This is a genomic window from Pirellulales bacterium, from assembly GCA_035939775.1.
Classification (GTDB): domain Bacteria; phylum Planctomycetota; class Planctomycetia; order Pirellulales; family DATAWG01; genus DASZFO01.
In genome coordinates this window covers 25,921-49,181 of record DASZFO010000380.1, presented here as the reverse complement: position 1 = coordinate 49,181, position 23,261 = coordinate 25,921, and the positions used below count along the sequence as shown (strand labels likewise).

The 23,261-nt window shown below is 61.0% G+C and carries 21 protein-coding genes; 8 read left to right on the top strand and 13 right to left on the bottom strand.

Annotated features, from left to right (window positions below; genetic code table 11):
• Window positions 1-11: 11 nt before the first annotated feature.
• On the bottom strand, window positions 12-1,211 hold the full coding sequence (locus tag VGY55_25390; GenBank protein HEV2973327.1) for a hypothetical protein: 1,200 nt from the start codon (window positions 1,209-1,211) through the stop codon (window positions 12-14).
• A 146-nt stretch (window positions 1,212-1,357) separates the two neighbouring features.
• Entirely contained in the window at window positions 1,358-3,130 is a 1,773-nt protein-coding gene (locus VGY55_25385; protein HEV2973326.1) for a hypothetical protein, read from the bottom strand.
• A gap of 404 nt (window positions 3,131-3,534) precedes the next feature.
• On the opposite strand from VGY55_25385, the gene VGY55_25380 reads away from it, so the two are divergent.
• Window positions 3,535-3,738 (top strand): hypothetical protein, encoded by a 204-nt coding sequence (locus tag VGY55_25380; protein ID HEV2973325.1) that lies wholly within the window; start codon window positions 3,535-3,537, stop codon window positions 3,736-3,738.
• Between the two features lie 176 nt (window positions 3,739-3,914).
• Window positions 3,915-5,198, top strand: coding sequence for an ATP-dependent Clp protease ATP-binding subunit ClpX (clpX, locus tag VGY55_25375; protein ID HEV2973324.1), 1,284 nt, complete (start codon window positions 3,915-3,917; stop codon window positions 5,196-5,198).
• A gap of 133 nt (window positions 5,199-5,331) precedes the next feature.
• On the opposite strand, the gene VGY55_25370 is transcribed toward clpX, so the two are convergent.
• Window positions 5,332-6,438 (bottom strand): aminotransferase class I/II-fold pyridoxal phosphate-dependent enzyme, encoded by a 1,107-nt coding sequence (locus VGY55_25370; GenBank protein ID HEV2973323.1) that lies wholly within the window; start codon window positions 6,436-6,438, stop codon window positions 5,332-5,334.
• A 76-nt stretch (window positions 6,439-6,514) separates the two neighbouring features.
• Window positions 6,515-7,732 (bottom strand): hypothetical protein, encoded by a 1,218-nt coding sequence (locus tag VGY55_25365; protein ID HEV2973322.1) that lies wholly within the window; start codon window positions 7,730-7,732, stop codon window positions 6,515-6,517.
• 174 nt (window positions 7,733-7,906) lie between these two features.
• On the opposite strand from VGY55_25365, the gene VGY55_25360 reads away from it, so the two are divergent.
• On the top strand, window positions 7,907-9,271 hold the full coding sequence (locus VGY55_25360; GenBank protein HEV2973321.1) for a C2 family cysteine protease: 1,365 nt from the start codon (window positions 7,907-7,909) through the stop codon (window positions 9,269-9,271).
• 54 nt (window positions 9,272-9,325) lie between these two features.
• Here the strand turns inward: VGY55_25360 and VGY55_25355 are convergent, their stop codons facing one another.
• Complete coding sequence (locus VGY55_25355) at window positions 9,326-9,943, bottom strand: DUF922 domain-containing protein (protein HEV2973320.1); 618 nt, start codon at window positions 9,941-9,943, stop codon at window positions 9,326-9,328.
• Between the two features lie 604 nt (window positions 9,944-10,547).
• Here VGY55_25355 and VGY55_25350 point away from each other — a divergent pair.
• The gene (locus VGY55_25350; protein HEV2973319.1) at window positions 10,548-10,712 is read left to right on the top strand and encodes a hypothetical protein; all 165 of its coding nucleotides are present in this window, start codon (window positions 10,548-10,550) and stop codon (window positions 10,710-10,712) included.
• Between the two features lie 346 nt (window positions 10,713-11,058).
• On the opposite strand, the gene VGY55_25345 is transcribed toward VGY55_25350, so the two are convergent.
• The 3 genes from VGY55_25345 to VGY55_25335 all read right to left on the bottom strand — a co-directional run bounded on the left by VGY55_25345 (window position 11,059) and on the right by VGY55_25335 (window position 14,419).
• Window positions 11,059-12,297 carry a hypothetical protein gene (locus VGY55_25345; GenBank protein HEV2973318.1) on the bottom strand — a complete coding sequence of 413 codons (1,239 nt, stop codon included), beginning with the start codon at window positions 12,295-12,297 and terminating at the stop codon, window positions 11,059-11,061.
• Window positions 12,294-13,058, bottom strand: coding sequence for a hypothetical protein (locus VGY55_25340; protein ID HEV2973317.1), 765 nt, complete (start codon window positions 13,056-13,058; stop codon window positions 12,294-12,296). The genes VGY55_25345 and VGY55_25340 overlap by 4 nt, the downstream gene beginning before the upstream one ends.
• Window positions 13,059-13,225: 167 nt before the next feature.
• Window positions 13,226-14,419: a hypothetical protein gene (locus tag VGY55_25335; GenBank protein HEV2973316.1), complete on the bottom strand. Its 1,194-nt coding sequence runs from the start codon at window positions 14,417-14,419 to the stop codon at window positions 13,226-13,228.
• Between the two features lie 330 nt (window positions 14,420-14,749).
• Between VGY55_25335 and VGY55_25330 the strand changes: the two genes are divergently transcribed.
• Window positions 14,750-15,712: a hypothetical protein gene (locus tag VGY55_25330; GenBank protein HEV2973315.1), complete on the top strand. Its 963-nt coding sequence runs from the start codon at window positions 14,750-14,752 to the stop codon at window positions 15,710-15,712.
• 67 nt (window positions 15,713-15,779) lie between these two features.
• Here the strand turns inward: VGY55_25330 and pdxA are convergent, their stop codons facing one another.
• Window positions 15,780-16,823: a 4-hydroxythreonine-4-phosphate dehydrogenase PdxA gene (gene pdxA / locus VGY55_25325; GenBank protein ID HEV2973314.1), complete on the bottom strand. Its 1,044-nt coding sequence runs from the start codon at window positions 16,821-16,823 to the stop codon at window positions 15,780-15,782.
• A gap of 169 nt (window positions 16,824-16,992) precedes the next feature.
• Between pdxA and VGY55_25320 the strand changes: the two genes are divergently transcribed.
• Both VGY55_25320 and dtd read left to right on the top strand, forming a co-directional pair.
• A complete protein-coding gene (locus VGY55_25320) occupies window positions 16,993-17,556 on the top strand; it encodes a hypothetical protein (GenBank protein ID HEV2973313.1) in 564 nt (187 codons plus the stop codon).
• On the top strand, window positions 17,557-18,006 hold the full coding sequence (gene dtd / locus VGY55_25315; protein HEV2973312.1) for a D-aminoacyl-tRNA deacylase: 450 nt from the start codon (window positions 17,557-17,559) through the stop codon (window positions 18,004-18,006). It begins immediately after the preceding gene.
• A 4-nt stretch (window positions 18,007-18,010) separates the two neighbouring features.
• On the opposite strand, the gene VGY55_25310 is transcribed toward dtd, so the two are convergent.
• Window positions 18,011-18,724, bottom strand: coding sequence for a metal-dependent hydrolase (locus VGY55_25310; protein HEV2973311.1), 714 nt, complete (start codon window positions 18,722-18,724; stop codon window positions 18,011-18,013).
• 237 nt (window positions 18,725-18,961) lie between these two features.
• Here VGY55_25310 and VGY55_25305 point away from each other — a divergent pair, with 237 nt between their 5' ends.
• A complete protein-coding gene (locus VGY55_25305) occupies window positions 18,962-19,528 on the top strand; it encodes a CvpA family protein (protein ID HEV2973310.1) in 567 nt (188 codons plus the stop codon).
• Window positions 19,529-19,778: 250 nt separating this feature from the next.
• Here VGY55_25305 and VGY55_25300 read toward each other — a convergent pair whose 3' ends face one another.
• The 3 genes from VGY55_25300 to VGY55_25290 all read right to left on the bottom strand — a co-directional run bounded on the left by VGY55_25300 (window position 19,779) and on the right by VGY55_25290 (window position 23,206).
• Window positions 19,779-20,774 carry an acetyl-CoA carboxylase carboxyltransferase subunit alpha gene (locus tag VGY55_25300; protein ID HEV2973309.1) on the bottom strand — a complete coding sequence of 332 codons (996 nt, stop codon included), beginning with the start codon at window positions 20,772-20,774 and terminating at the stop codon, window positions 19,779-19,781.
• 246 nt (window positions 20,775-21,020) lie between these two features.
• On the bottom strand, window positions 21,021-21,878 hold the full coding sequence (locus VGY55_25295; GenBank protein HEV2973308.1) for a serine/threonine-protein kinase: 858 nt from the start codon (window positions 21,876-21,878) through the stop codon (window positions 21,021-21,023).
• Between the two features lie 170 nt (window positions 21,879-22,048).
• Window positions 22,049-23,206: a glycosyltransferase family 4 protein gene (locus VGY55_25290; GenBank protein HEV2973307.1), complete on the bottom strand. Its 1,158-nt coding sequence runs from the start codon at window positions 23,204-23,206 to the stop codon at window positions 22,049-22,051.
• Between the last annotated feature and the right edge of the window lie 55 nt (window positions 23,207-23,261).

Sequence of the window (23,261 nt, the reverse complement as noted above, 5' to 3'; positions counted from 1 at the left end):
TGCTTCTATTATCATCCAATTCTAGACGCCGGTGTTCGAGGATGCGCACCAGGCTGGGCCGGGGCGAGTTGCCGCGACATGCGGACAAATAGCTGTTCGAGGACGAGGCGGGCGCGGTCGCCGGAGGAACTGGATCCCTTGAGCGCGAGGTCGGCCTCCAACAGCCAGTGATAAAGCTGCCCGGCGCGGCGGGCGCCGAGCTGCCGCATATTTGCCTCGGCTTTGTCCATGGCTCCTTGCCAGGTCTTTACGCCGACCTGCTCGAGCGCGTGACGCAAATTAGCACGTTGACCCACGGCTTGGGCTTGCATGGCGATCCGCGCGGCGGCGGCAAGCTGCCGGAATCTCCAGGCGATTTGCCCCATCAGGGCCACCGGGCTCTCGCCGGCCAGAATCAAGCGGTCGAGTTGGATGAGCGCCTCACGGGCATCGCCGGCCGCTGCGGCGTCGATCATCTCCCAAGCCGTTTTTGCCCGCCAGCCGCCGACTGCGTCCTCGATCAGTTGCACGGTGATCGGCGGAGGGTTCGTGGATCGAGGGGGCACCGGACGGGCGTCGGGAACCCGAGAAGCCGAGGGAGGGGCAGGGGAGGGCAGCGCAGGGGCCGCCGATAGAAGCGAGAGTTTCGCCGTTTCTTGATCGAGGCGCCCCATTTGAGGGCCGACGATTTCGAGCAAACGCTCCGCCGCTCCGCGTGCGAAAGCCGCATGATACTGTCGTTCGGCGCGGTCGCGGAGCCAGGGGAGCAATGCCGCGTCGGCCGGCGCTTTGCAGTCGATCTGCAGACCGGTTTCGGCCAATTGCTTGAAGAGCCGCGTGTTGCTTGGCCATGTCTTTACGTCGAGCACGAGCACACCAGTCGCGCAAGGTTTGGCGGCGTAATCCTCAAGCACTGGCCGATTGGCGCTCACGAAATCATCCGCTTCCGCAACGACCACGAAACGCCGGACGCTGCCAAAGAGCGCTACGGTGGCCAATTCATCGAACACGGATCGCGGCTCCGTTTCGTCGCCCGCGAACGTGCGCGAGGAAAACTCTGCCTGGTCGTCAGATAGGACGACCGACCTGAGCGCACCCAAAACCTCGCTCTTCAAGAACGGCTCGTCGCCAAACAGCACGCATACCGCCCGCGGCGGATAGTCCGCCGCGTGAGCCAAATAGTCGAGCGCGGCGATCGCTTCGCGTCCGGATGCAGCCTTCGATTTGGCCATTGAAACACGCGGCGTCCAAGCGGTGGCGCCGTCTCTGTGGTGCGCTCCCCGGCGGCGTCCGGAAATTAGCCAAGCTCACAACCCCATGCGCCAAGTATATCGGACCAGGGCAGGGGAGGGGATGGGGTCAGTCGGCAGGCGATCGCCTACTGATAGAAATGGTAGACCTGCACGCGCGATGCTTCGTCTTCCATCGGGCGGACGCTACGGAGACGGCCTTGAGGCCGGTTTGGGGTGATCGAGATGGAATCGGGCGTTTGGAATTCGCCGACATTGCCCGCTTCGTCGCGAACCTCTAACCGCAGATAGATGCGGTCGGGCACGCGATTGTCGAATCGCCAGTTAAAGACACCCGTATTTTCCAGTCCGGCGGCGATCGTCGACCAGGGGCCATCGGGCCGCTCGCTGAACGAGAGCGTAACGGGGCGCGCCGCCAGCAGTGCATCGCTCGCGTCCCAGCGGATGACCAGCTCTCCGCTGTGTTCGCCGGCGCCGAGGTCGATGCCCGTCAGCTTGGCGATGGGCTTGGTGAGATCGACCCCGACCCACAGCTCGGGTACATCACCGCTTCGCGGGGGTCGGCCGCCGAATCCGTTTCGATCTTGCACGGTGATTCGGAATCCGTACAGCCCTTCTCCCTCGACGCTCACGCGGACCGGCCCTTCGCCGTTTGGCTCACTGACATCATAACTGTCCCACGTCCGGCCGCCGTCGCGCGTGCCCCAAATCTCGACCTTTGCGATTCCAGCGGGGCCGACCGACTCGACTTCGTATTCGAGCGCGAATTTCCGCGAGTTGACCATGTATGGTCGTTCGCCGGGCGGCAGCCCCTGAGTGAAGATATTGCCCGACGCCGGCGGAGCCACCACATGCTCCGTGATCGGTGGATTGACACGGCTCTCGACTGGCTCGGTGGTTGCCGGCGGCGTCGCCTGCGCACATACGGATTGGCCGGTCGGGATGAATTCTCCGCCGCGAGCGTCTTCGTCACTTTGTCTGGCGTGAAGGGCAGAAGTCTGAAGTGGACGCGAGGCCACTTGATCCGCAGGCCAAGCCGCACCGCCGGACGAATCGGCCATCGCCGAGCCGGAATTCGAACTCGCCGCCGGGCGCCGCGGCGATTTTCGTCCGGCCGTTAGATCATGCCGTTCGCTGGTTTGCGGCGAGGCACGGGGCGGCTCCGTGGCCGTGGGCCGACCAGCCGGCGCTCCGAGTGCCGGACCCTCCGCGGCCGGCGGTCCGTCTGCCACAGTTGCCTGCGTGACCGCCGTATTGCCGGCCCGATCTGAAATCTCGCCGCGCAAAATGACGGCGCCGGGGCCCGCAGGTCGCCAGGCGACGTCGCCGGTAGCGGTGCTGCGGCTGGGGTCGTCGCGCAGCGATTGGAATTGAACCGAACGCCAGCCGTTTTCGCCGGCGATTTGATATTCCATCCTGAGACTGTCGGCCTTCAACAGCGGATCGACCGCCTGCCAACGAACCACGATTTCGCCCGATGGTGAGCGCGCCGCCGCGAGTTCCAGTCGCGGCGGCATCGTATCGACGATCACCCGTAGTCTAGGTGCCCGCATATCTTCCGGTTTCAGGCGTCCTTGGCGGTCAACCGTTTGGATTAGAAACCAATACTCACCGTCGTGCGGAGCGCGAAAGGTGAAGCTTTTCTGCTGTGGTCCGACTCTGTCGACCAACTGCCAACTGGCGCCGCCATCGCTGGAAACAAACAGCCGAATCTCAACTGCATCCTGATCGTTCGGCGGAATAAACGGGACCGAGAACGACGTTTGCCGGGTGATACGGGTGATCATCGGCGCCGGAGAATCGTTCGTCTGCCCGATACCGTTCAGCGCTGGAAAAGCCGGCCGCGACATGAACATCGCCAGAGCGCAAAGCGGCAGCAATATGATCCGAAACTTCCGCATTTCCCCCCCTTCGGCCGCTGATCGATCCTTCAGAGAGTGCGACCGTAATCAACGTATCGGAATTGCTGAACGAGCCGCTTGAGCAGGGGAATTTGCTGACAGCGAGTGGAGAATCTGGGCGTAGTCTGCGGGCGAGCACACTCTCGCCAATCAATTGCCAGTTTGCTTGCGTTGCCCCAACTGCCAAGTTGCAGCCAAGTCGTCAGAATTCGCGATTGGTAAATCATGGACTCTCCCACCGGACAGAGGCATAATGGACTGTTCGAAGCGGCGTGGATAGAGTCGCATGGGCCAGGCGACCGTTTGTGAGGGTGAGCCTGCAACGCGGCCTGAGCGGGGCGGCTAGGACGATGGTCGACTGGCATCATATCGCGGCGGCTTTGGTATGGTGTACGGTTCTTGCGTTGTTAATCGCCTTGGCGGTTTATCTGCTGGGAAGGTTTCGCGGTCGTGCGGAGGAGGATCAACCACCAGCCAGCAACCTGCTGACTAAATTCCGCGAAATGCACTCGCAAGGTGGGCTGAGCGACGAGGAATTCCGAACTATAAAGACGCTGTTAGCCCAGCGGCTCCATGACGAGTTAAAGGATACTAGCGACAAGGGTTAAGAGGAAGAAAGCGTTTTTGATGCGGCTCGATGCGAGTGCGGACAAGGATGCGCCCCTGGCAAAAGCAAAGACCGACGGTGGTTCTAGCCACTCGAGCGACTACTTTTGGATCGATGGCCCACGCCGCGTGTGTTGAGATTGCAGCGCGGATTTGGGCGAATTAGAAAGGACCTGGCATGCCCTCCGGTAGGGACGTTAATCTTGGCCGGCGCGGCGGCGGAACGACCAAAAAGAACGCTTTTTGTTCTTTCTGCCGAAAGAGTTATCGCGACGTCGGGCCGTTGGTCGAAGGCCCCGGCGACGTATATATCTGCGGTGAATGCATCGAGCTGTGTCAATCGATTCTGGATCAGGAGCGGAGGCGGCGCGGCACGAGCAAACAGCTCTTCACGCGCATCCCCTCGCCTCGTGAGATCGTTGCGCATCTCGACGAATACGTGATCGGCCAGGAGCACGCCAAGAAAGTGCTCGCGGTGGCCGTGCACAGCCACTACAAGCGGCTGACGCTCGGCGCCGAAGGCTCGGATATCGAGGTCGATAAGTCGAACATCATGCTCCTTGGTCCGACGGGCTGCGGCAAGACGCTCTTGGCCCGGACGTTGGCCAAGATTCTCACTGTGCCCTTCGCGATCGGCGACGCGACGACGCTGACCGAGGCGGGCTATGTGGGCGAAGATGTCGAGAATCTGCTGCTGAAGCTCTTGCACGCGGCCGATTTCGACCTCGAGTCGGCGCAGCGCGGCGTGCTCTACATCGACGAGATCGACAAGATCGGCAAGACGAGCCAGAACGTCTCGATCACACGCGATGTTTCCGGCGAAGGAGTGCAACAGGCGCTGCTCAAGATGCTCGAAGGCACGGTGGCCAACGTGCCGCCGCAAGGGGGCCGCAAGCATCCGGAGCAGCAGTATATTCAGATGGACACGACCAACATCTTGTTCATCTGCGGCGGGACATTCGTCGGGATCGAGAAAATCATCGCCAAGCGGCTCGGCAAGCGGACGATCGGTTTCGGTCAGCAGAGCGGCATGCGCGGCGACGCGGACGTTTCGGAATTGTTGCCTCAAGTCGATTCGGACGACATTCTCGAATTCGGCCTGATTCCCGAGCTGGTCGGGCGGCTGCCGGTCATTTCGGCCCTCAAGCCGCTGGACAGCGAGGCTTTAGTTCGCGTGCTCCGCGAGCCGAAGAACGCCTTGGTCAAGCAATACCAGAAGTTGTTCGCCATGGAAGGGGCCGATTTGCAGTTCACCGAAGAGGGACTTCGGGCAATTGCCAAAAGAGCCCAAGAAAAGGAAACAGGCGCACGGGGTCTGCGGTCGATCATTGAAGAGGTGATGCTGGACATCATGTTCGATCTGCCCGAGAATTCCGGCGCCTCGTACCTCATCAGCGAGGCGAACGTATTGGGGCGCGAGCGAGCGTTCCCGATCGTGGAAGCCAAGAACAAAAGCGCGTAACGTTCAAGCCCGCGCCCAGAAACGGCCGCGGGGGTTGAGTTCGCGCTCTCTCCTATCGAGCCCGCGATCGGCAAGCCCGGTCGCGGGCTCGCGGCGTTTCCAGTCCGACAGTTCTTCGAATGAGTTTGGCGCATTATCCTGCCAATTTCCGCAGTACATCGATCCCGCGCTCGATCGTCTCCTCTGTCGCTGCGTAAGAAATGCGGAAGTGCGTGTCGCGGCGACTGAAAATGTTGCCGGGGATGATGAGCAGCTCGTTCTCGATTGCCCGAGCGACGAACTCGCAGGCGGTTCCGCGAGGAACTTTCGGAAACGCATAAAAGGCCCCGCCGGGCGTTTCCAATTCGTAATGCTCGCGCAGTCCGGCGACGATTCGATCGCGCTTGCGCCGATATTCCTCGACGTGCGGTCGCATGTCGATATCGAGGGCCGCAGCGCCTGCCCATTGAAATGGCTGCGGGGCGCAGACGAACGAATACTGCTGCAGCTTGATCATCTCCTCGACCAATTCGGCCGGGCCATGAACAAAACCTAACCGCCAGCCGGTCATGCCATAGGACTTGGAAAAACCGTCGAGCACCAGCGTCCTCGAATTGAAACGAGCGGGCGAAACGAAGGGCCGGTCGTAGCAAAACATCCGGTAGATTTCGTCGCTTACAAGCGCCACGTCTGCCTTCGCTGCCAATTCCGCCAGCCCGCGAATTTCCGCCTCATCCGCCACGACGCCGGTCGGATTGGCCGGGCTGTTGAAAAGAATCAGCTTGGTGCGCTTAGTAATTGCACTTTGCACGCGATCCAGATCGATGTGGAAGTGCGGATACGTGTCGATCACGACCGGCACGGCATCGACCAACTTCACCAGCGGCTCGTACATCACGAAATACGGATCGAATACGATCACTTCGTCGCCGGGATTCACGAGCGCCAGCATCGCCAACACCAGCCCGCCGCTGGTTCCGCTACTAACGAACAGCTTACGGTCCGCATGGTCGTATTCGGCGTCGACCTGGGCTTGCAGCTTCTCGCGGAGCACGGGCATTCCTTGTGTGATCGCATAACCGTTCTTGCCGCTCCCGATGGCCTCGATTGCCGCTTGCCGCGCGGCTTCCGGCACATCGAAATCGGGCTGGCCGATCGATAGATTGATTGGATTGCGCATCTTGGCCGCCAACTCGAAGACCTTGCGGATGCCCGAGCTGTCGAACAAGGCGGTCCGGTTTGCGATCCATGAACGTTGCATAGGCGCCAGGGGAAATGGCGAGAGATCGTTAGCCGCCTCGCTTGTGAGGCGCTGCATAGGAGACCAGTGCTCGAACTCAGAGTATCTCCGAAGCGATGTGCTCCGACAATGGCTGATCGCTGCGGCTCAGGAGCGTCAGAAGCAGCGTGAGCACTTTGAGCGCATCGGCGCAGTTTGACTGGCCCGCGAACCAGATCCGGCCATGCTCATCCGCCGCGAGGTCGGGCTGATGCTGAACCACCGCGTTGTAAATCGCCTGCCGGTTGGAAGCGGCCGTGAAGGTCTCAACTCCCAGGCGGTTCAACGTCGGCGCGAGTTGGCTGATCGACTCAGACAGCACGATCTTCACACTCTGCCGTGCGGCGAGAGACTCGCGAGCAAAAAGTACTACGAGCGCCTCGACAGATACCGGTTCTCCTCGCTCGTCGACGATGCGGCAGCGTTCGCCGTCGCCGTCGATCCAAATGCCGAAATGCGCCTCGCCAGGGCGGAGCCGTTGGAGAATCCGTGACTCGAAGTGAATCTTCAGCGCGACCTTGCTCGTCAATCGCTTGATATATTCGACGAGCGCGAATGACGTCGTATCGACGAAAAACCGCAGTGGCCGCAACGCGTGATAATGCGTTTCGAGCTGCGCCAAGTAGCTGTCGCCCGCAATAATCTGCTCGATGCCGCCAAAAGCTCGCCGTGGCCGCGGGGCAGGGGAGTCGACCAGGCGACGGACGGAATCCAACTCTCCCGGCGCGGAAAGCGGTTCGCCGCATCGCCCCCAGAGCGTCAGCCCGACTTCTTGTTGTTTGCCTCCGGGGTTCCCAATGAGCAGCGCGCCGTCCGCCTCTTGCCGCTCGGCGGCGAGCGCCAAGCAAGGGGCCGTCGCGGCGCCGAGGTCGGCCACCGAGCAACCCGTCCAGCGCAGGCCGTCCGCGGCGGTGGTCGCGAGTTCGATCGTCGATGGGCGGCCATCATTGGCTAAAACGACGCGCGGCGCAGTGTCCGAATCGTAGTGCGAGAGGTACGTCCCCAGAGCTTGCCCGACGCGGCGAGCAAGTTCGGGTCCGACCTCGTTCAAATAAACGCCTGAGATGCCCTCGGCGTGGAAAGGCGGGTTCGCCCTGCCGGCCTGCCGCTGAACGACGGTCAACATCCTGATGCGGCGAGCCGACAAGGTTGCCGTGTCGCCGCGATGTGGGCAGTCGCCGCAAGCCGGATAGAAGCTGGCCAGGCGACCGAGATGGACCCAGCGGCTGATGTCATACGCTTCACCCGGGCATCGGTAAACCGTTTCGAGATCCATTGGCAAAGCAACCTAAAGCGCGGGCAGGGCAGGGGAGCAAAGTACGACCTCCCGGCCGGAACTGTACCGCGACCGTGCGAATCGGGTCAAGGCAAATCGCTTCCGCGTAACAAAGCCGCGGAATCTGCGCTCATTAAGGCTGAACCAAGATCACCGCGAGCGCAAGGACATGCCATGACCTGGCCTACCATCAACTCGACAGTCAAAACTTTGCTTAACTTCGCGGTCATGGTCGCTCTGACCGGCATCGGCCGCGTTGCATTCGCGGCCGATGCCTCGCCGAGTGGTGTTCCGACGCGACGGTCAGCAACTCGCGGCCAGACGCCGTCCGCGCCACCGGCAACGAGCTTGTCGCCAGAATGGTTCGAACGGCATCTCTCCGATCCGGACTTGCGCGATCTGGCGGCCGCGCGATTCGCCGACCACCATCATCTTACCCGCTCGGACATGATCGCGATCTTTCACTCGGCGGCCGAGGGCGATCGGATTGACGACGATCAATTTCAAACGCTGCGCGCTCTGGCCGAAAACGCCAAGCTCCTCGGGATGCCCCCATTTGTCGCCGATCTCGCGCGAAAAGTGGTTCTCGCCGATCCGGCGAATGCCCGTTTCCAGGGACAGCCGCTCGGCGATCTCGAGCCGGGCAGCAGCGGAAAGCATCTCGAAGCCCTGGTGCAAAAATGGTTCTTCGGCGCCGACCGCCCGCAGATTGATTCCAAATTCCATTATCAGCGGACGGCCGGCGTACTGTTCGACGGCGCGCCGAAGTTGTCGGACCTGCATCAGGGTGATCTCGGCGACTGCTTTTTCCTGGCGGCCTTGGGCGAAGTCGCGCTGCGGAATCCCGAACAGATTCAACGCATGTTTGGCGACAATCGCGACGGCACCTTCACCGTCCGGTTTTATCGCGAAGGCAAACCGGTCTTCTTGACCGTCGATCGCTTCCTGCCGGTAGACGAGAAGGGGCGTTTTGTCTACGAGAATCGCGGTGATTTGGCCGCCAACGCCAAAAATGTCCTCTGGCTAGCTCTGGCGGAGAAGGCGCTGGCCCAGTTGAATGAATCCGGTTGGTTAACCACCAAGGGCACCGCCGGAGTCAATTCGTTCGCAGAGATCGGCCGCGGCGGCAAGAGCACGACCACGCTGCCGCTATTGACCGGTGTGGCCGCTTCACGCGACGGGTTAAACACGATTGCCTCCCTGGCCAAAGGAGAACTGGAACTGGCGAATTCCAAAAACGAAGTTCCCGATTCCTTGGTGCCGCATCATAGCTACGTGATCGTCGGCTACGATCCGGCGAGCGAGCAGGTGACGCTCTACAATCCCTGGGGGCTGCGCGGGAACAACAAGAATATCAAGTACGGCACGTTCAGCGTGAGCTGGCAAGATTTCTGGGCCGACTTCGGCTCGATCGACCACGTTCCGGTCAAGGGAGGAGCCGTTGCTGCGGGTCTAGCGAAGAATCCCGCACGCATGGCCACGTCGCCCAAGAACGTACCGAATCGAACGACCGGCGAGCAGACGGTGCGAGGAAACTGAGAAGGGCAGGGCAGGGGAGTACGGATTTTGATTTTCGATTTTGGATTCTCTATTTCACATGTCGGTCGTGTTCAAATCCTTCGCGTCGAGTTCTCTAAGTCGATCGAGTTGAATTTGGCGCTGCTCGGCTTGAGCGGAATGGTTCCGGCCGTGATTGGTGACGCGATCGTATTCGATTTGCTCGTCGCGTTCCTTGTCGAAGACCTGCTGCATTTGGTCGTCAACTTGCCTGTTGAGATCAGCGACGGCCGACGCTTCTTCGTGGCCGTGGCCGACTAGACCCTTCTCGGCGATCAACTGATCGAATTTCTTCTGGGCTCGCCGGGCGTTGATCTCAGTGATGTCGAAATGCCCCTGCTCGTGGTCAATGAGCCGCAAGTCCATCGGCTCCTTGATCCAGCATTTGTCGCAAACGAGCGCCGCGTAGCAATCGAACCGCGTGAGCCAGGCCGAGACCATTCCAGGGTTCGATTCGTCCCAGCGATAACGGGTCGAATATCGGATGTCCGTATGCGTCATCGCCCGCAACTTGACGCCATCCTTGACGGGCGTCGGATCAGGCACCGCAGCCTTGAAATCCCCCGGCACGATCGGGCCATCGGCGTATTTCCGCGAGGAATCGCCAGCCTTGTCCGCCGCCTTAACTATCCCCAGCGAGGAAATCGCGACCAAGGAGACCACAACAAAGGGCCGGCGAATCCAGGAGTGCATACAAGATTCACGAAGCGTGGGATTCACGCTTAAGTTCCAATCTCTGGTCCGCAGGCGTGTTTGAGAACGTAACCTGATACACGATTTCGGCTCTAGCGCCCGTCGAAAATGTTCCGGAGCCACCGTACGACGAAACAGAGTTTGGGTATCGCTCGTTGCAAAGGGCTGCGATGCGCGCCAGCACAGCACGGAAGACCGATTTCGGAAGGTACATCCTGGCGGTTACCTTCGAATCGGGCTCGCCCCACCGGAGACGGCAATGTCCTTCGCGCCATTCGATTCCAAGGCCTAGCTCCGACGCCGAAACCACCAAGTCGTCGGCGATCCCGATGACCCCACGGGTCGGAGATACAAGTGCCCGTCGAACCCGCTCAATGGCCGACAATGTTGTACCCATATGCGAAATCGCCAGAATTCTTTCCACGAGGTTCGATTAAACTCCGGTCTCGACAGACTCCCTCCGGTGAATGCTTGTTCGCGGATACACTCCTCCTCGCTTAACGCAGTCAAGCAACCGATTCGTGCCAAACATCATTGCAAATTCTAACTCAGGGCGAGTCACCCCGTGAATACGAAGGATGCCGTAGGCTCGACCGTCAATCGGAACACGGGCATACTCTTCGACGACCAATCCCTGCATTGGGCACTCGGCTCCGACAATCTCGCCAAGGTCGATGCTGTGGCCATGCTCGAACAGGCTATTAAACGACATGCGTCCAACTCGTGTTAGGATCCTTCTCGCCCAGTCCTCATCGTCGCAAGTCATCATCACCTCGTACGGACCCGTTTTGCCCGACTGTTGGCCATCACGCACTGCTAATTCGCACGAAACGTATGTGACAAACCGCTCGCGTGAATGCCCGACGGTGCAAAGGCTTACCGGTCCGCCGAAGTCGAATCCGAGGATCGCCATCAGCGTCTCGGTGTCAAGTGGACCGAGCCGGTCTGCAATTGGCTTGAATAACAAAGCATAGAATCGCTTGTAGTTCGCACGCTCCATACGCGTCATTCTAATATACGCAACGAAGCACGGAAGAACTGCTCGGAGGCGGATCGCGATTCGGATGGTCCTGGCGCTACCGCACCTTGCACTGGAAGCGAATAACGCCGCCTTGGCCGGGGGCGAGTGGGTCGGTGATTTCCCAGCGCAGGACGAGCGAGCCGACTTCGTTTGGCTGCGTCGAGAATGTGGTCTTAGCCGAGCTTTGCTCCGAGTCGGGCACGTATTCCAGCCGCGTGGTGAGATTGTCGACGATCGTGACGTTCCCCATCTTCTGATCGCCGACGTTGTCGAAGCGGATCGTGAAATCGACCGTTTCGCCCGGCTGGGCGTTGTCGGTCGAGGCGATCTTGCAGATTTGCAGCCGCGGATGATTGGGCACATCGACTTCATAGACGGCGCTCGCCCGCTGATCGCCAATGACGGGCGTTGCCCGACGACCGCTCAGCGTGACCTGCACGCCTCGGTCGCTCGTCCATGTGATGGCCGCTTGAATTCGCTGGGCGAGGACCGGCTTTTCTTCATCTTGCATCACGCCCGAACGGATGTACAGAAAATCTTCATACGGCCTGACGCGATCTTGAACGGCGCCGGCGCCGATCCGATTCGAGAGGTCGATGCCTGGCTGCTGCTTCACCAGCGCGATGCTCTGTTTGTCTTCGATCGCCCCGATTGGTTCGAGCGGCTGCATGGCGGATCGAGCGAGATTCGCCTCATTGGCTTGGTGCAACCCTTCGCGGATCGCGATGCCGCTGGCCTCTTCGAGCTGGTGGCCGTCGAACGGAGTATCGACTTTGCGAACCGCGGCGAATCGCGGAGCGTAGAGGCAAACCTTGTTCGTCGGCTCGACCACGGTCCGGCCGTCGATCGTGTCGAAGTGGGCGATCGTCTCTTCGGGCTTGAGTCCCTCGATCCGCCAATCGGAGCGAACGACGGTTTGCGGCGAGCCGCCGCCATCGCAGATGTATTCATCGGGCGGCCAAGTGCCGCCGATTCCGGGCGGACGCCAAGGGCCGAACGTCGCAGTGGGCAATGGCGTGCAATCGCCCGCCTGTTGCATGAATTCGGGCACATTGCCGGGCTGAGTATAACCGTCCCCCGGATAGCCGGTGAAGGCGGTGGTCGGCAATCCCGGCTGCTGCGGCTGGAGCTGCGACTTCGGCGCGCCAGCGGCGAATTTGGGACCGACGGGCAACGGAGCGCCGACAGCCATCGCATCGCCAGCGCCCGTCGGAATCGGTCCGTGCGACTGCGGCGCCTGGCAACCCGCGAGGCAGAGCAGGGCGATCACAATTTGGAAGCGGCGCAGCTTCATTGCGATTGGTGACCCGAAAGCATGAGCAGGGGAGGGGAGTGGTACATGAATTCGCCTCCTGGTCGATCGGGATCGGTTGGCACGCGGCCGCCGATTCGGAGAATGGCCATCGGCCGGCCCAAGCGGTCGGCCACGGCCAGCGGATCGTCGTGCGGTCCGACCTCGAACCAGTTTTGATGCTCCTTGTCGGCGGCGGCGGGCAGTGCCAGCTTCGGATCCTCCAAATAGACGATCCGCGTGACGAAATGTCCGTCCATTGCCAATTCCAGATCCTCGAGCGTCACTTCGACCGGCACGGGGAATCGCACTTCCTGTCCCGGCGGAGGATAAAGACGATTGACGACTTCGATCGTCGGGAACACCTCGACCCCTTCGTGTCGCGGAATCCCCATCACGCGCAGCCGATAGACCGAGCCGATCAGCATACCGGCTTTCAGCGGGGCAGCGGCTGGCGGGCTGAATTGATCGTCCACGGCCATTGAGACCGAGGCGCCCGCGGGCGCCTCGATCTCAACCGGCTGAAAATATCCCGGCAATGGTCCGCCTCGCTCAAGCTGCCGGCTGCCAATCGCTCCCGGTGGCAGCGCTCCTGCATGTTCGTAGTGAACCGGCGGTTGCTGGGCCAGTAGAATCGAGCTGTGAGCCCACACCGCGATCACCAGAGCAAGCCACTTGCCGGCAGTTTGCGGTCGGAAGACCTCCGGGCAATTCGCTCGGCTGCGGTGCATGTCGACCATTGTCGTGATAAGCGCGAAGTACAAAGTATGAAGTCCGAAGTACGAAGGATAGGACTAATTCAGCGGGTCGCGCCGCTATCGACTGTCACGTGCCGCTCGCCGCTTCTCTGCACAGCGGTCAAGCCCAGGGGTTGTCGCCCCTGGGCTTGAGATCGCTGTTCTGCGTTTCCGTTTGCGACTGGCTGCGCTCCTTAGTGTCCGGGACCGCAGTTGCCGCAGTTGTCGCAATTGTCGGGAACGCCCGGCGCCTCCTGGTGGTGGTCCACCAGCGGCTGGTGATACTCGACCGGCGGCGTGTGCGTCGCCTCGACGATGACTACGTGGTGAACCGGGTTCGGATACGACAAGCCCGGTTCTTGCTTGACATCGATCTTGACTCTCTTGGTCGTGTCGGGAATCGACATGTGCGTGTGGTTCGCAATGATGTGTTCCTGCAAACCGGCCGGCACGCCAAGCGGCACGTGCGGCGGGCCAGCCAGTCCGATTGGCGTGCCCGTGATCGGCATTCCATAGAGCGGTGAGGTGACGCCGGCCACAAATCCTGGGGGCATCCCCCCGGCTACTTGATAACCGCCCGGCACTCCGCCGCCGCAGCCTTCCGGACCGCAGTTGCCGGTCGTGCCAAGCAGCGGGCTATGGAATCCGGTTTGGATGATGCCATTGCCGCCTTCGGCGCCCGGAGCTTGCAAATCCTTGTTGCCGATGCGGATGATCGCCATGATCGAGCCGCGTCGTTCGGCTTCCATGATCGGGTCTTTGCCCGGCTCAAGCCGCGTGCTCACCAAGGTTTCCGCTCCCGCCAACACCGCTTCTTGGTGCTCGGCGTCGGGGAGATAGATCACCTTGGTCACGAAGTTGCCGGAGAGCACTTGCTCGAAGTCTTCAGCGGTCAACTCGAAGGGGATGAAATTGTGCGCGAGGAACGCTTCCGTCCGCGGGGTCGCCAGGGCGAGTTCCAGCGTGGGATAGAGTTCCACGCCAGGGCGGCCTGGAATGTTCGTCAGCTTGAGTCGGTAGATGGCCCCTTGTGGGAAGTTGTAACGGCCCGGTTCAACGAGCGGCTCCGAGTCGAACAGGCCGTGCCCGCCGACATCCCAGAAGATCTTCATACCGTCGTTGCCACGGAAGCCGATTTGCGAAGTGTCGGGCTGGCCGCCATACATCATCGGCGGCGCGCCGACGCCAAACACACCCGGCCCTGGGCCATCGACGCCCGGACCCGGATGGTGCAGCATGGCGGCGGGCGGCAGCACCTTGGTGGCCGGCTGCACGGTGGTCTCAAACTTGGCCAGATGCTGATGCTGCGACTCATAGGGCAGCGTGCAGCCGGTCGCCACGGCGGCCGACGCCAGCAGCAGCGTCCAACGATCCAACGAAAGTCTCATGGTTTCCCCCCTCAGAGTCACTCTCGCGAGTGCTTGGGTCGAGTCGCCCAAGCCCACTGCAAGATTGGTAATCGACGCCCGTCGTATGCCGGCTGCCGCGAGCGGCGGCCGGTTGCGACCGTTGACAATTGGTGTGGACCGCAGTCTCCCCTCGGTCCTACAATGCCCCGCCGCCGGGTCTTTCCAGGCTGGACTGACTGTTCGGTCAAGACCGCCTAATCGCGGAAATTGCGAGCTATACGCTTGCCTTCCGCGCTTGGGGCGTGCCTCTGACGTAATTGGTCGGCGTGCTACAACGGGATTCTTTGGCAAATCCGGCAAAACCCGAAAATGAAGATAAGTTGCCCTATCTTCTCATTTGCGATCGCCACGGTCCTCGTCATGCCGGCGCAAGCCGAGACCCCATCGAGTGTTGTGGAATCGGGAGGAGCCTCCGCATCTCAGTCCGGAAGCTCGAGTCAGGAGGCTGAAGCACTGGTCGAGCGCGTCGAGCAGACGATCGATCAGCTCCAATCGCTGTCGGCCAAGGTCCGCAATCAGGTTGATCTGTTCGAGCAACAAGTAATAGGCACGGGGATTTATCTTCAACAGGGAAGCGGGCTGCGACAGTTATCGCGATTCGAATTGAAGAGCCAAGTCGGCGACGCAACGTACACCCTGCGCGAGATCAGCGACGGTCACTTCTTCTGGACCTTTCGCGAGCTTCCCACCGGACGCAGTTTGAACCGGGTCGATCTGGACCGAATTCAGGTTCAGCTTCAAAGTGACGGTCGAACAGCATCCAACGTCTCGCCAGGTCCGATGTCGATTGGAGGCCTCTCGAAGATGATCGCGGGACTACGGCAAAACTTTCAATTCGACCGTGCTGCTCAGACGCAGCTCCGAGACCATCTCGTGTGGGTCGTCGACGGCCAATGGCGGCCCGCTCAGTTGGCCGCAGCCGTGCCTGAGTTGCGCGGCGCGATCGAAGCAGGACGACCGATCGAATGGAAAAAACTCCCCGCCCACTTGCCGGAGCATGTCGTGCTCTATGTCGGTCAGTCCGACTGGATTCCCTATCGCATCGAGTATTTGCGGCGCATCGGCAAATCGGATGTGGAAGGGCAGGGGGGGATCCTTCCAGGATATCGCGCCATCGTGACCACGGAGTTTTTCGATGTTCGGTTAAATGCGCCGATGGATGCTCGCGAGTTCGTCTATCAACCCAGTGGACTGACTCAGCCGAACGGGCTCAAACCGACGGATACGACTGACGCGTATCTGAAAATGCTGCGGGGCGAGCCCGCGAAGTGATGACCTTCGTAGCTGAATTCTCAAGAATTCCGTAAGGGTGCCGAGATTCTTGCGAAATCCGCTACGATCATCGCGCACTCGCCAATCCGGCGGCAACGCGAATTGCCTCGACCATGCTGCTCGTCTGGGCGCGACCTTGCCAGGCCAGATCGAACGCGGTGCCGTGGGCGACGCTGGTGCGCACGATGGGCAGCCCGAGCGTGATATTCACCGCGCGGTGCATTCCGAGCAGCTTCAGCGCGATATGTCCCTGATCGTGAACCATGGCAACCACCGCGTCGAACTCGCCGTCGCGAGCGCGAACCATCAGCGTGTCGGTCGGCAGCGGCCCCGTGATGTTTAAGCCCGCGGCCCGCGCATCTTCGACTGCCGGCCGGATGATCGTTCGCTCTTCATCGCCGAATAGCCCTTCCTCGCCGGCATGAGGATTGAGAGCGCAAACTCCGATGCGGGATACCTCCGCGGCTAACCCGTAGGCTCTGCGCAACAATCGCGTGACCTTGTCCGCCAAATTGGCTTTCGCGACAATCGCTTCGCGAGTCAGATGCGCAAAAACGTCCCGCAGCGCCATGTGCAGCGTGACGTGCACGACGCCGAGGCCGGCGGGGCCCCGGATTGTCTCGTCCGGACCGAGATAGAGCATCATTGCGAAATCGTGCACGCCACAAAGTTCGGCCAGCAACTCGGTATGTCCGGGATAATGATGCCCGGCCTGCCAAAGCGCTGCCTTGTGCAGCGGAGCGGTCACGATTCCACCGACGCGTCGCGCAAGCGCCAATTCCGCCGCCCGAACCACCGCTTCGTAGGCGGCTTCGCCAGAGCGCGGATCAATCGTCGCCGGAGGAACGTCGAGCGCCGCAGTCGATCCGCACGGAAGACAGGGCATGCATTCGGGTGAAGAACGTGCGTCTGCAACGTCTTCGATGGACACGATTTCACAGCGGCTTCTCAGCAGATCGACGGCCCGCCGCAAGACGACGGGATGCCCGATGACAACCGCGTCACACCACTCATGAACCCGCGGATCGCCCCAAGCGCCGACGATCGTTTCCGGCCCCACCCCCGCGGGATCGCCCATCGTGATTGCAAGCAGAGGTCGCTTGATTTGCATCAAGTTGATTCTACGAACGGCCCGTCGCGCCGTCCACGCCGTACGTAGCAGGCACGCTCCGTGTGCCGTTCGCCTGCGGTGTTGTATCGCTCCGCGGACGGCACATGGAGTGTGCCTACTACGTTGCTTCCCCTGTACCGCGCACGCGATCGGGCTAAACTATGAATACATGATACGAATCTTCACCACGCTCGCTCTGTTTACCCTCGCCCTTCTGGCGGTGACGTTGCTATTGGGCCTGTACATCGGCGACCTGCACGAACCTGGGATCCGGCAAAGCCCGCAGCTTCCGAAATTGCTGAATCTGGCGATCGTTCACAAGATGCTCGGCCTGGCCTCGGCGCTCGCCGTGGTGTTCGTGAATAGCATCGTAGTGACCTATTTCATTGGCACCAGTCGCTGGTGCAAGGAGGTGGTCGAGACGTATTCGCTCGACCGGGAATTGCTCCGCCAGAGCGTGATTCTCAAGCGACGGACCTTTCCCTGGGCGGTTCTGGCGATGCTCGCCATCGTGGGCGTGATCGCGCTGGGCGCCGCCGCCGATCCGGGAACTGGGCATCCCGGGACCGAGACTTGGGTGATTCCGCACTTGATCGGCGCGCTCGTCGGACTGGCGTTCATCGTCTGGACATTCGTCATCGAAGCCCAACGAATCCGCGCTCATCACGAAGTGATAACTGAAATCCTCAGTGAAGTGAAACGCATCCGCGCCGAGCGCGGTCTCGAGGTGTGAATGCGGGCTTGCGTTCAGCGCGTCAGCGAGGCGCGGGTGACCGTCGCAAGTGAGGTCGTCGGAGAGATCGGCCGAGGGCTGGTCGTACTGCTTGGCGTGGCGGCCGACGATTCGAGCGACGACGCGCAGCTTCTGGCCGACAAGGTCGTCGAGCTGCGGATCTTTCCCGACGATGCGGGAAAGATGAATCGCTCGCTCGTGGAGAGCGGCGGGGCAATGCTGATCGTCAGCCAGTTCACGCTGTTGGGCGATTGCCGCAAAGGCCGCCGGCCAAGCTTCATATCCGCCGCCGATCACGAATTGGGCGAGCGGCTCTATCTGGAATTCGTCGCGGCCGTCGCGGCAAAGGGGATCCGAGTTGCGACGGGTCGATTCCGTCAGCACATGGATGTCGCTTTAGTAAACGACGGTCCCGTCACGTTGTTGCTCGACTCGAAGAAGCTCTTCTGAATCGTCAAAAAAGCGGCTTCGTGGGGCGCACGCTGCTCATCTGGTTTTGCGCGGCCGGGTTCGAGTTCGGCGGCGGCGCTTTCCAGATCGGGTCTTGGATCACGAGCCAAGTGAGGATCGCCAGCTTGCCATACGCCGACAGATTGCCCCACAGGCTGTCGCTCCAGAGCTTGATCGCCGTGCCGAACGATTTTTTGAACCGCGGGATGCCGGTCTTGAATTCGATGCTCCAGATTTCGTCGAGCACCAAATGCGACATGAAGCCTAGCACCACCGCCCCGGCGTTGAAGAACCGCAACCATAGTCCTTCTTGCTCGTGCCCGCAGATCAAAAATGTCAGCTCGGCCGCGATGGCCGCCGCCGGCAAACTATGAAACATGCCCCGGTGAACGGTGTAATGCCGCAGCAACCAGCCGACGCCAAAGCGAATCGCCAAATAGATCGCCCCGCCAATCATGATGTTCGTCTCAGGGGCGTAGCCGAGATGTTGAATTCGGTGCAAAAGCATCATCGGCACCACGGCTGCCGCAAAGGCCAGGCTTTCACGCAGCGGCCGGCCGGGTCCGCTATCCAAATCGGGAAACATCCCCGCCACGCTGCATAGCCCGCCGGCCAAGACGCAAGTCGGGATCGGGACGTGGTAAAACCCATAGGCGGCCGCGCCGTAGCCGATGCCCAAAACCGTGCTGGTGGTGATGTGCGTCTTAAAACCGGCCATGGATACGCTCCATCCTTCCGAGGATAATCGCGGGGATTTCAGGAAAAGGGACTTCGGCGAGCGGGACTGTAACGGAATCCCGCATGCCGGAAAAGAGCAACGGCTGGAGACGGCGGCCGCCATTTCGCCGCACCTTTTTATTCTGCGTGGATTCCGAAATGCTCTTCATGATTGGTGCGGCGATCGCTATACTTTCGCCGCGTTTTTTCTTCCCATGATCCTCGTCCCCGCTCCTCGATGGATTCCTACGACCTGATCATGATCCTCGTGCTCGCCGGCACGACCCTCTGGGGAGCCTGGAAAGGGCTCGCCTGGCAGTTGGCTTCGCTCACCGCGATCGTAGCAAGCTACTTCTTGGCCTTGCGGTTCAGCGAGCCGCTGGCGCCGATGTTTGGATCCGAGGCCCCGCTGAACCGATTTGTCGCCATGTTTGCGCTCTACATGGGCACCTCGCTCGTGGTTTGGGTGATGTTCCACTTCGTCAAGAGCTTCATCAATCGGTTACGGTTGCAGGAATTCGATCACCAGATCGGCGCTGTTGTCGGGGCGGGCAAGGGAGTCTTGTTCTGCGTCGTGATCACATTTTTCGCCGTGACGCTAATTCCCTCCGGCCGCGACTCGGTGCTCCAATCCAATTCGGGCCATTACATCGCCCTGCTCCTGAATCGAGCGGATCCGGTGATCCCGAGCGAGATTCACAAAGTGCTCGACCCGTATTTGAATCGGCTGGAAACGGAGCTTCAGCCCGACGGCGCGAAGCCGCCGGATGCGCCGGGCGCTGTGCCGCCGCGAAGCGGCAGTTGAATATGCCGACCGAAGGCTCGCGGCGCGACGCAGCGGCAGCGTCGCGAGACGATCGAGCGCGGTTAAAACCGCTTATTTCCCGAAGAAAACCGGCCCGGCTACCGAACATAACAGACATTATCGGACGTTCGGGGGCGGTTTCGCCGCATTCGATTGACTAGGCGGCGCCGGTGGCAATAGCCGTTGAAGTGATCTCCGTCACCGCTGGCTCGGCTTGAGCGATTCGGCGGCAAGACGACCGGGCGCGGAGCTATGGCGACGTTTCCCCCGCCCCGTTTTGAAGCGCGCCGTTCTCAAGGAAGCTTCCCATCTGGCGAAACTTCTCGTAGCGCGCCGCCAAAAGTTCCTCGCGTGGCCGCGGCGTCAACTCGCGGAGCGCCTTGATGAGATACATCTTGAGTCGGGCGGCCATTCGCGGATGATCTCGATGCGCGCCGCCGAGTGGCTCGTCGATCACGTCGTCCACGACTCCTAACCCCAGCAAGTCGCGGGAGGTCAGTCGTAACGCTTTTGCGGCCTCTTCCTTGTGGGTGTGGCTTTTCCATAAGATGCCGGCGCACCCCTCTGGGCTGATCACCGAGTAATATGCGTGCTCGAGCACCGCTACCTTGTCGCCCACCCCGATCCCGAGCGCTCCACCGGATCCCCCTTCACCAATCACGACGCATACAATCGGGGTCGGCAACCGCGACATCTGGAACATGCTGTCGGCAATCACTTGAGATTGCCCTCGCTCTTCCGCTTCGACACCGGGATAAGCCCCGGGCGTGTCGATCAGACAAATCACCGGCCGGCCGAACTTCGCCGCCAACCGCATCTTTTCCATCGCTTTGCGATAACCCTCGGGATGCGCGCAACCGAAATGGCAGAGACTCCGCTCCTTGACCGTCCGTCCTTTTTGATGTCCAACGATCATCACCTTGAACTGATCGAGCTTGGCGAATCCGGTGCGGATCGCCCGATCGTCTCCGAACGCCTTGTCGCCGTGCAGCTCGACGAACTCATCGAATACCAATTCGATGTAGTCGGTCGTCATCGGCCGATCGGGATGGCGGGCCACCTCGACGGTTTCCCAAGGGGTCAAGTGGCTGAAGACTTTCCGCGTCAACTCGACCAATTCGCGCCGCAAACGGCGCAGCTCCTCGCGCGCGACGGGATCCTCGCGCGCGGCGGCATCTAGATCCGCGATCCGTGACTCCAGATCGTAGATTGGTCGTTCAAACGCAAGTCGATGGCCGGAAGACACGGAAATGTTCGAAGTACGAAGTACAAAGGACGAAGTGCGAAAGTCGTCTAGTGGCTGTCGGCCGAGATATCCCAGGGTTGGGAGAACGAAAACAGACTTCTATTATCGTTGTGAAACAACTCTATGAGGGGATAGGCTAGTTGAATTGCGACATCAAGGCAAGCACGCTTTACATTGCACCGCCGGCCGGATGAATCCGTCATCGTGGCGCCCAGCACCGTCCCCTTTCGTACTTCGTACTTGCCGTCAGGCCTTCGGCGCCGCCGGCATCGAGCGGTAGACGCGGTAGGCGCGAATGTGATCGAGCACCTCGTCCATCGACGCGGGACGATCATCCGGTTTCTTTGCCAGCATCGACTTCACCAATTGGACGCATTCATAGGTGAGATATTTATTATACGTTTCGGCGGAGGGCGCCGGGGACCTCAGATGCTTGTTGAGCAGCTCGTTCTCCGAGTTGCCCGTGAAGGGCGGCCTGCCGGCCAACAACTCAAACGTCACGCAGCCGAAGCTGTAGATGTCGGTGCGGTGGTCGAGCGGTTGGCCGCGAATCTGCTCGGGCGACATGTAGCTGCGAGTCCCTTGGATTTTCGATTTGCCGAACAGGCGGCTGAGCAAGCCACGGCGGCGCTCGGCGATCGCGTAGTCGATGAGCTTCACGTCCGCTGATGGGTTGGCCAAGAAGTTGTTCGGCTTGATGTCGCGATGGATCCAGCCCTGTTGATGAAAGTAAGCCAGGCCCTCCGCGGCCTGCTCGATGATCTTGGGGACCTGGCGGGCGATGACGTCGACTCCTTGCGCGATCAGCTTCTTCAAGTTCGTCGCCGAGGCAAAGAACTCCATCGCCAGGAACGGAGCGATCCGGGAGCTGTCGAACTCGAAAATCCGCACCACCCGCGGATGATCCATCTCTTTCCCAACGGCAAACTCGTGCTTCATCAGACTGAGCTGCTCGCCGTCGTTTCGATAATCGGGGTGAAGGACCTTGAGCGCGTAACGTTCGTTCCGTCCGTCGTGCATGGCTTCCCAAACCTGACAGTGCCGACCATTGCCGACCAGATTCAGCAGCCGATATTGCCCGAGATATTTGCCCTGTTGCGTCACGTCACGCGGCCTCAGATTCTCTGCGCCAAGGATTTGGTAAATCGCGGCGAATTCTCCACTGCTGATTCAGTTTAATCGGCATCTTGCGGGGCGACAACCAACGCATCGAACGACGAGCGACCAAGCGCGAGGCACGTGGAAGCTCCCTTTTCGTCCTTTGTACTTCGTACTTATCGCGCCAAGAGCCGCTCATAGAGCCGGTGCAGCTCATCAACCATCCGCTCTTGGCGAAAGGGATCGGCGAAGCGCCGCTGCCCCGCCGACCCCATCTGCGCTCGCAACGCGGGATCGGCTGCGAGCCGGCTCACCGCTTGCGCCAATTCGTCAATCGATTTGGGCGGCACGAGATAGCCCGTCTCGCCGTCGATCACAACTTCGCGCGCCCCATCGACATCGTAGCTCACCACCGGCCGGCCGACGAGCAGAGCTTGCACCACGGCCCTGGCCAGGCCTTCCCGCAGGCTCGCGTGAACCACCACGTCCATCGCGGCGATCAATTCGGGAATCCGCTCCGGCGCTGCGAGACCGAGAAACGTAAATCGATCCGTCAATCCGACGCCGGCCACTTGGCATTCAACCTGCTTGCGGAGGGTGCCGTCGCCGATTAGCAAAAACCGCGCGTTGGGCCAGGCCGCGACGATCGCTGGGGCCGCCCGCACAAGAAACTCATGTCCCTTGAGGTCAAACAACCGTGCGATCTTTCCGATCACGAAATGCTCGGAGGAATAGCTCAACTCGGCGCGAACGGCATCGCGCTTGGAATCGGCGGCTCGAAGCGGTTCAACCTCCAAACCGCTGTAAATCGTCGTGAACTTCTCGCGCGGCGCGATATGATTTTCGACCATCAGGTCGGTCATAGCATCCGACACGCTGACCAGTGCATGACATCGTCGGGCGGCCCAGCACTCACAACGGCGGGAAAACTCGCGAGCCAAGGCGTTTTGATACGAGTGAAACGGCGCGCCGTGCACCGTGTGCACGATCGCGGAAACGCCGAGCTTCGACGCCGCGGCGCGCCCCAGAATGCCCCCTTTTGCACTGTGCGTATGGACGACGTCGGCACGAAACTCCCTCAGGGATCGTTTGATCTTCCAATAACTTTGCCAATCGAGCCGAGGACGGATCGATCGGCGCAGCTCGGGCACGATTTCCAGCGGCACCCCCCCTGCCCTGGCTCGCTCGAGCAAACTTCCCTCTGGCCCAAGCGCGGGTCCCGTCACGAGCAGCACCTCGGCCCCGTGCCGGCGCATGCTCCCTTCGCAAGAAAGCAGCGTGTTTTCCTGCGCTCCACCAACGATCATTCGCGTGATGACGTGGGCGATTCGCACGGGGGCGGGACGAGCGGTGAGGGGTGAGGGACGAGTGATGAGGGACGATCGTTGA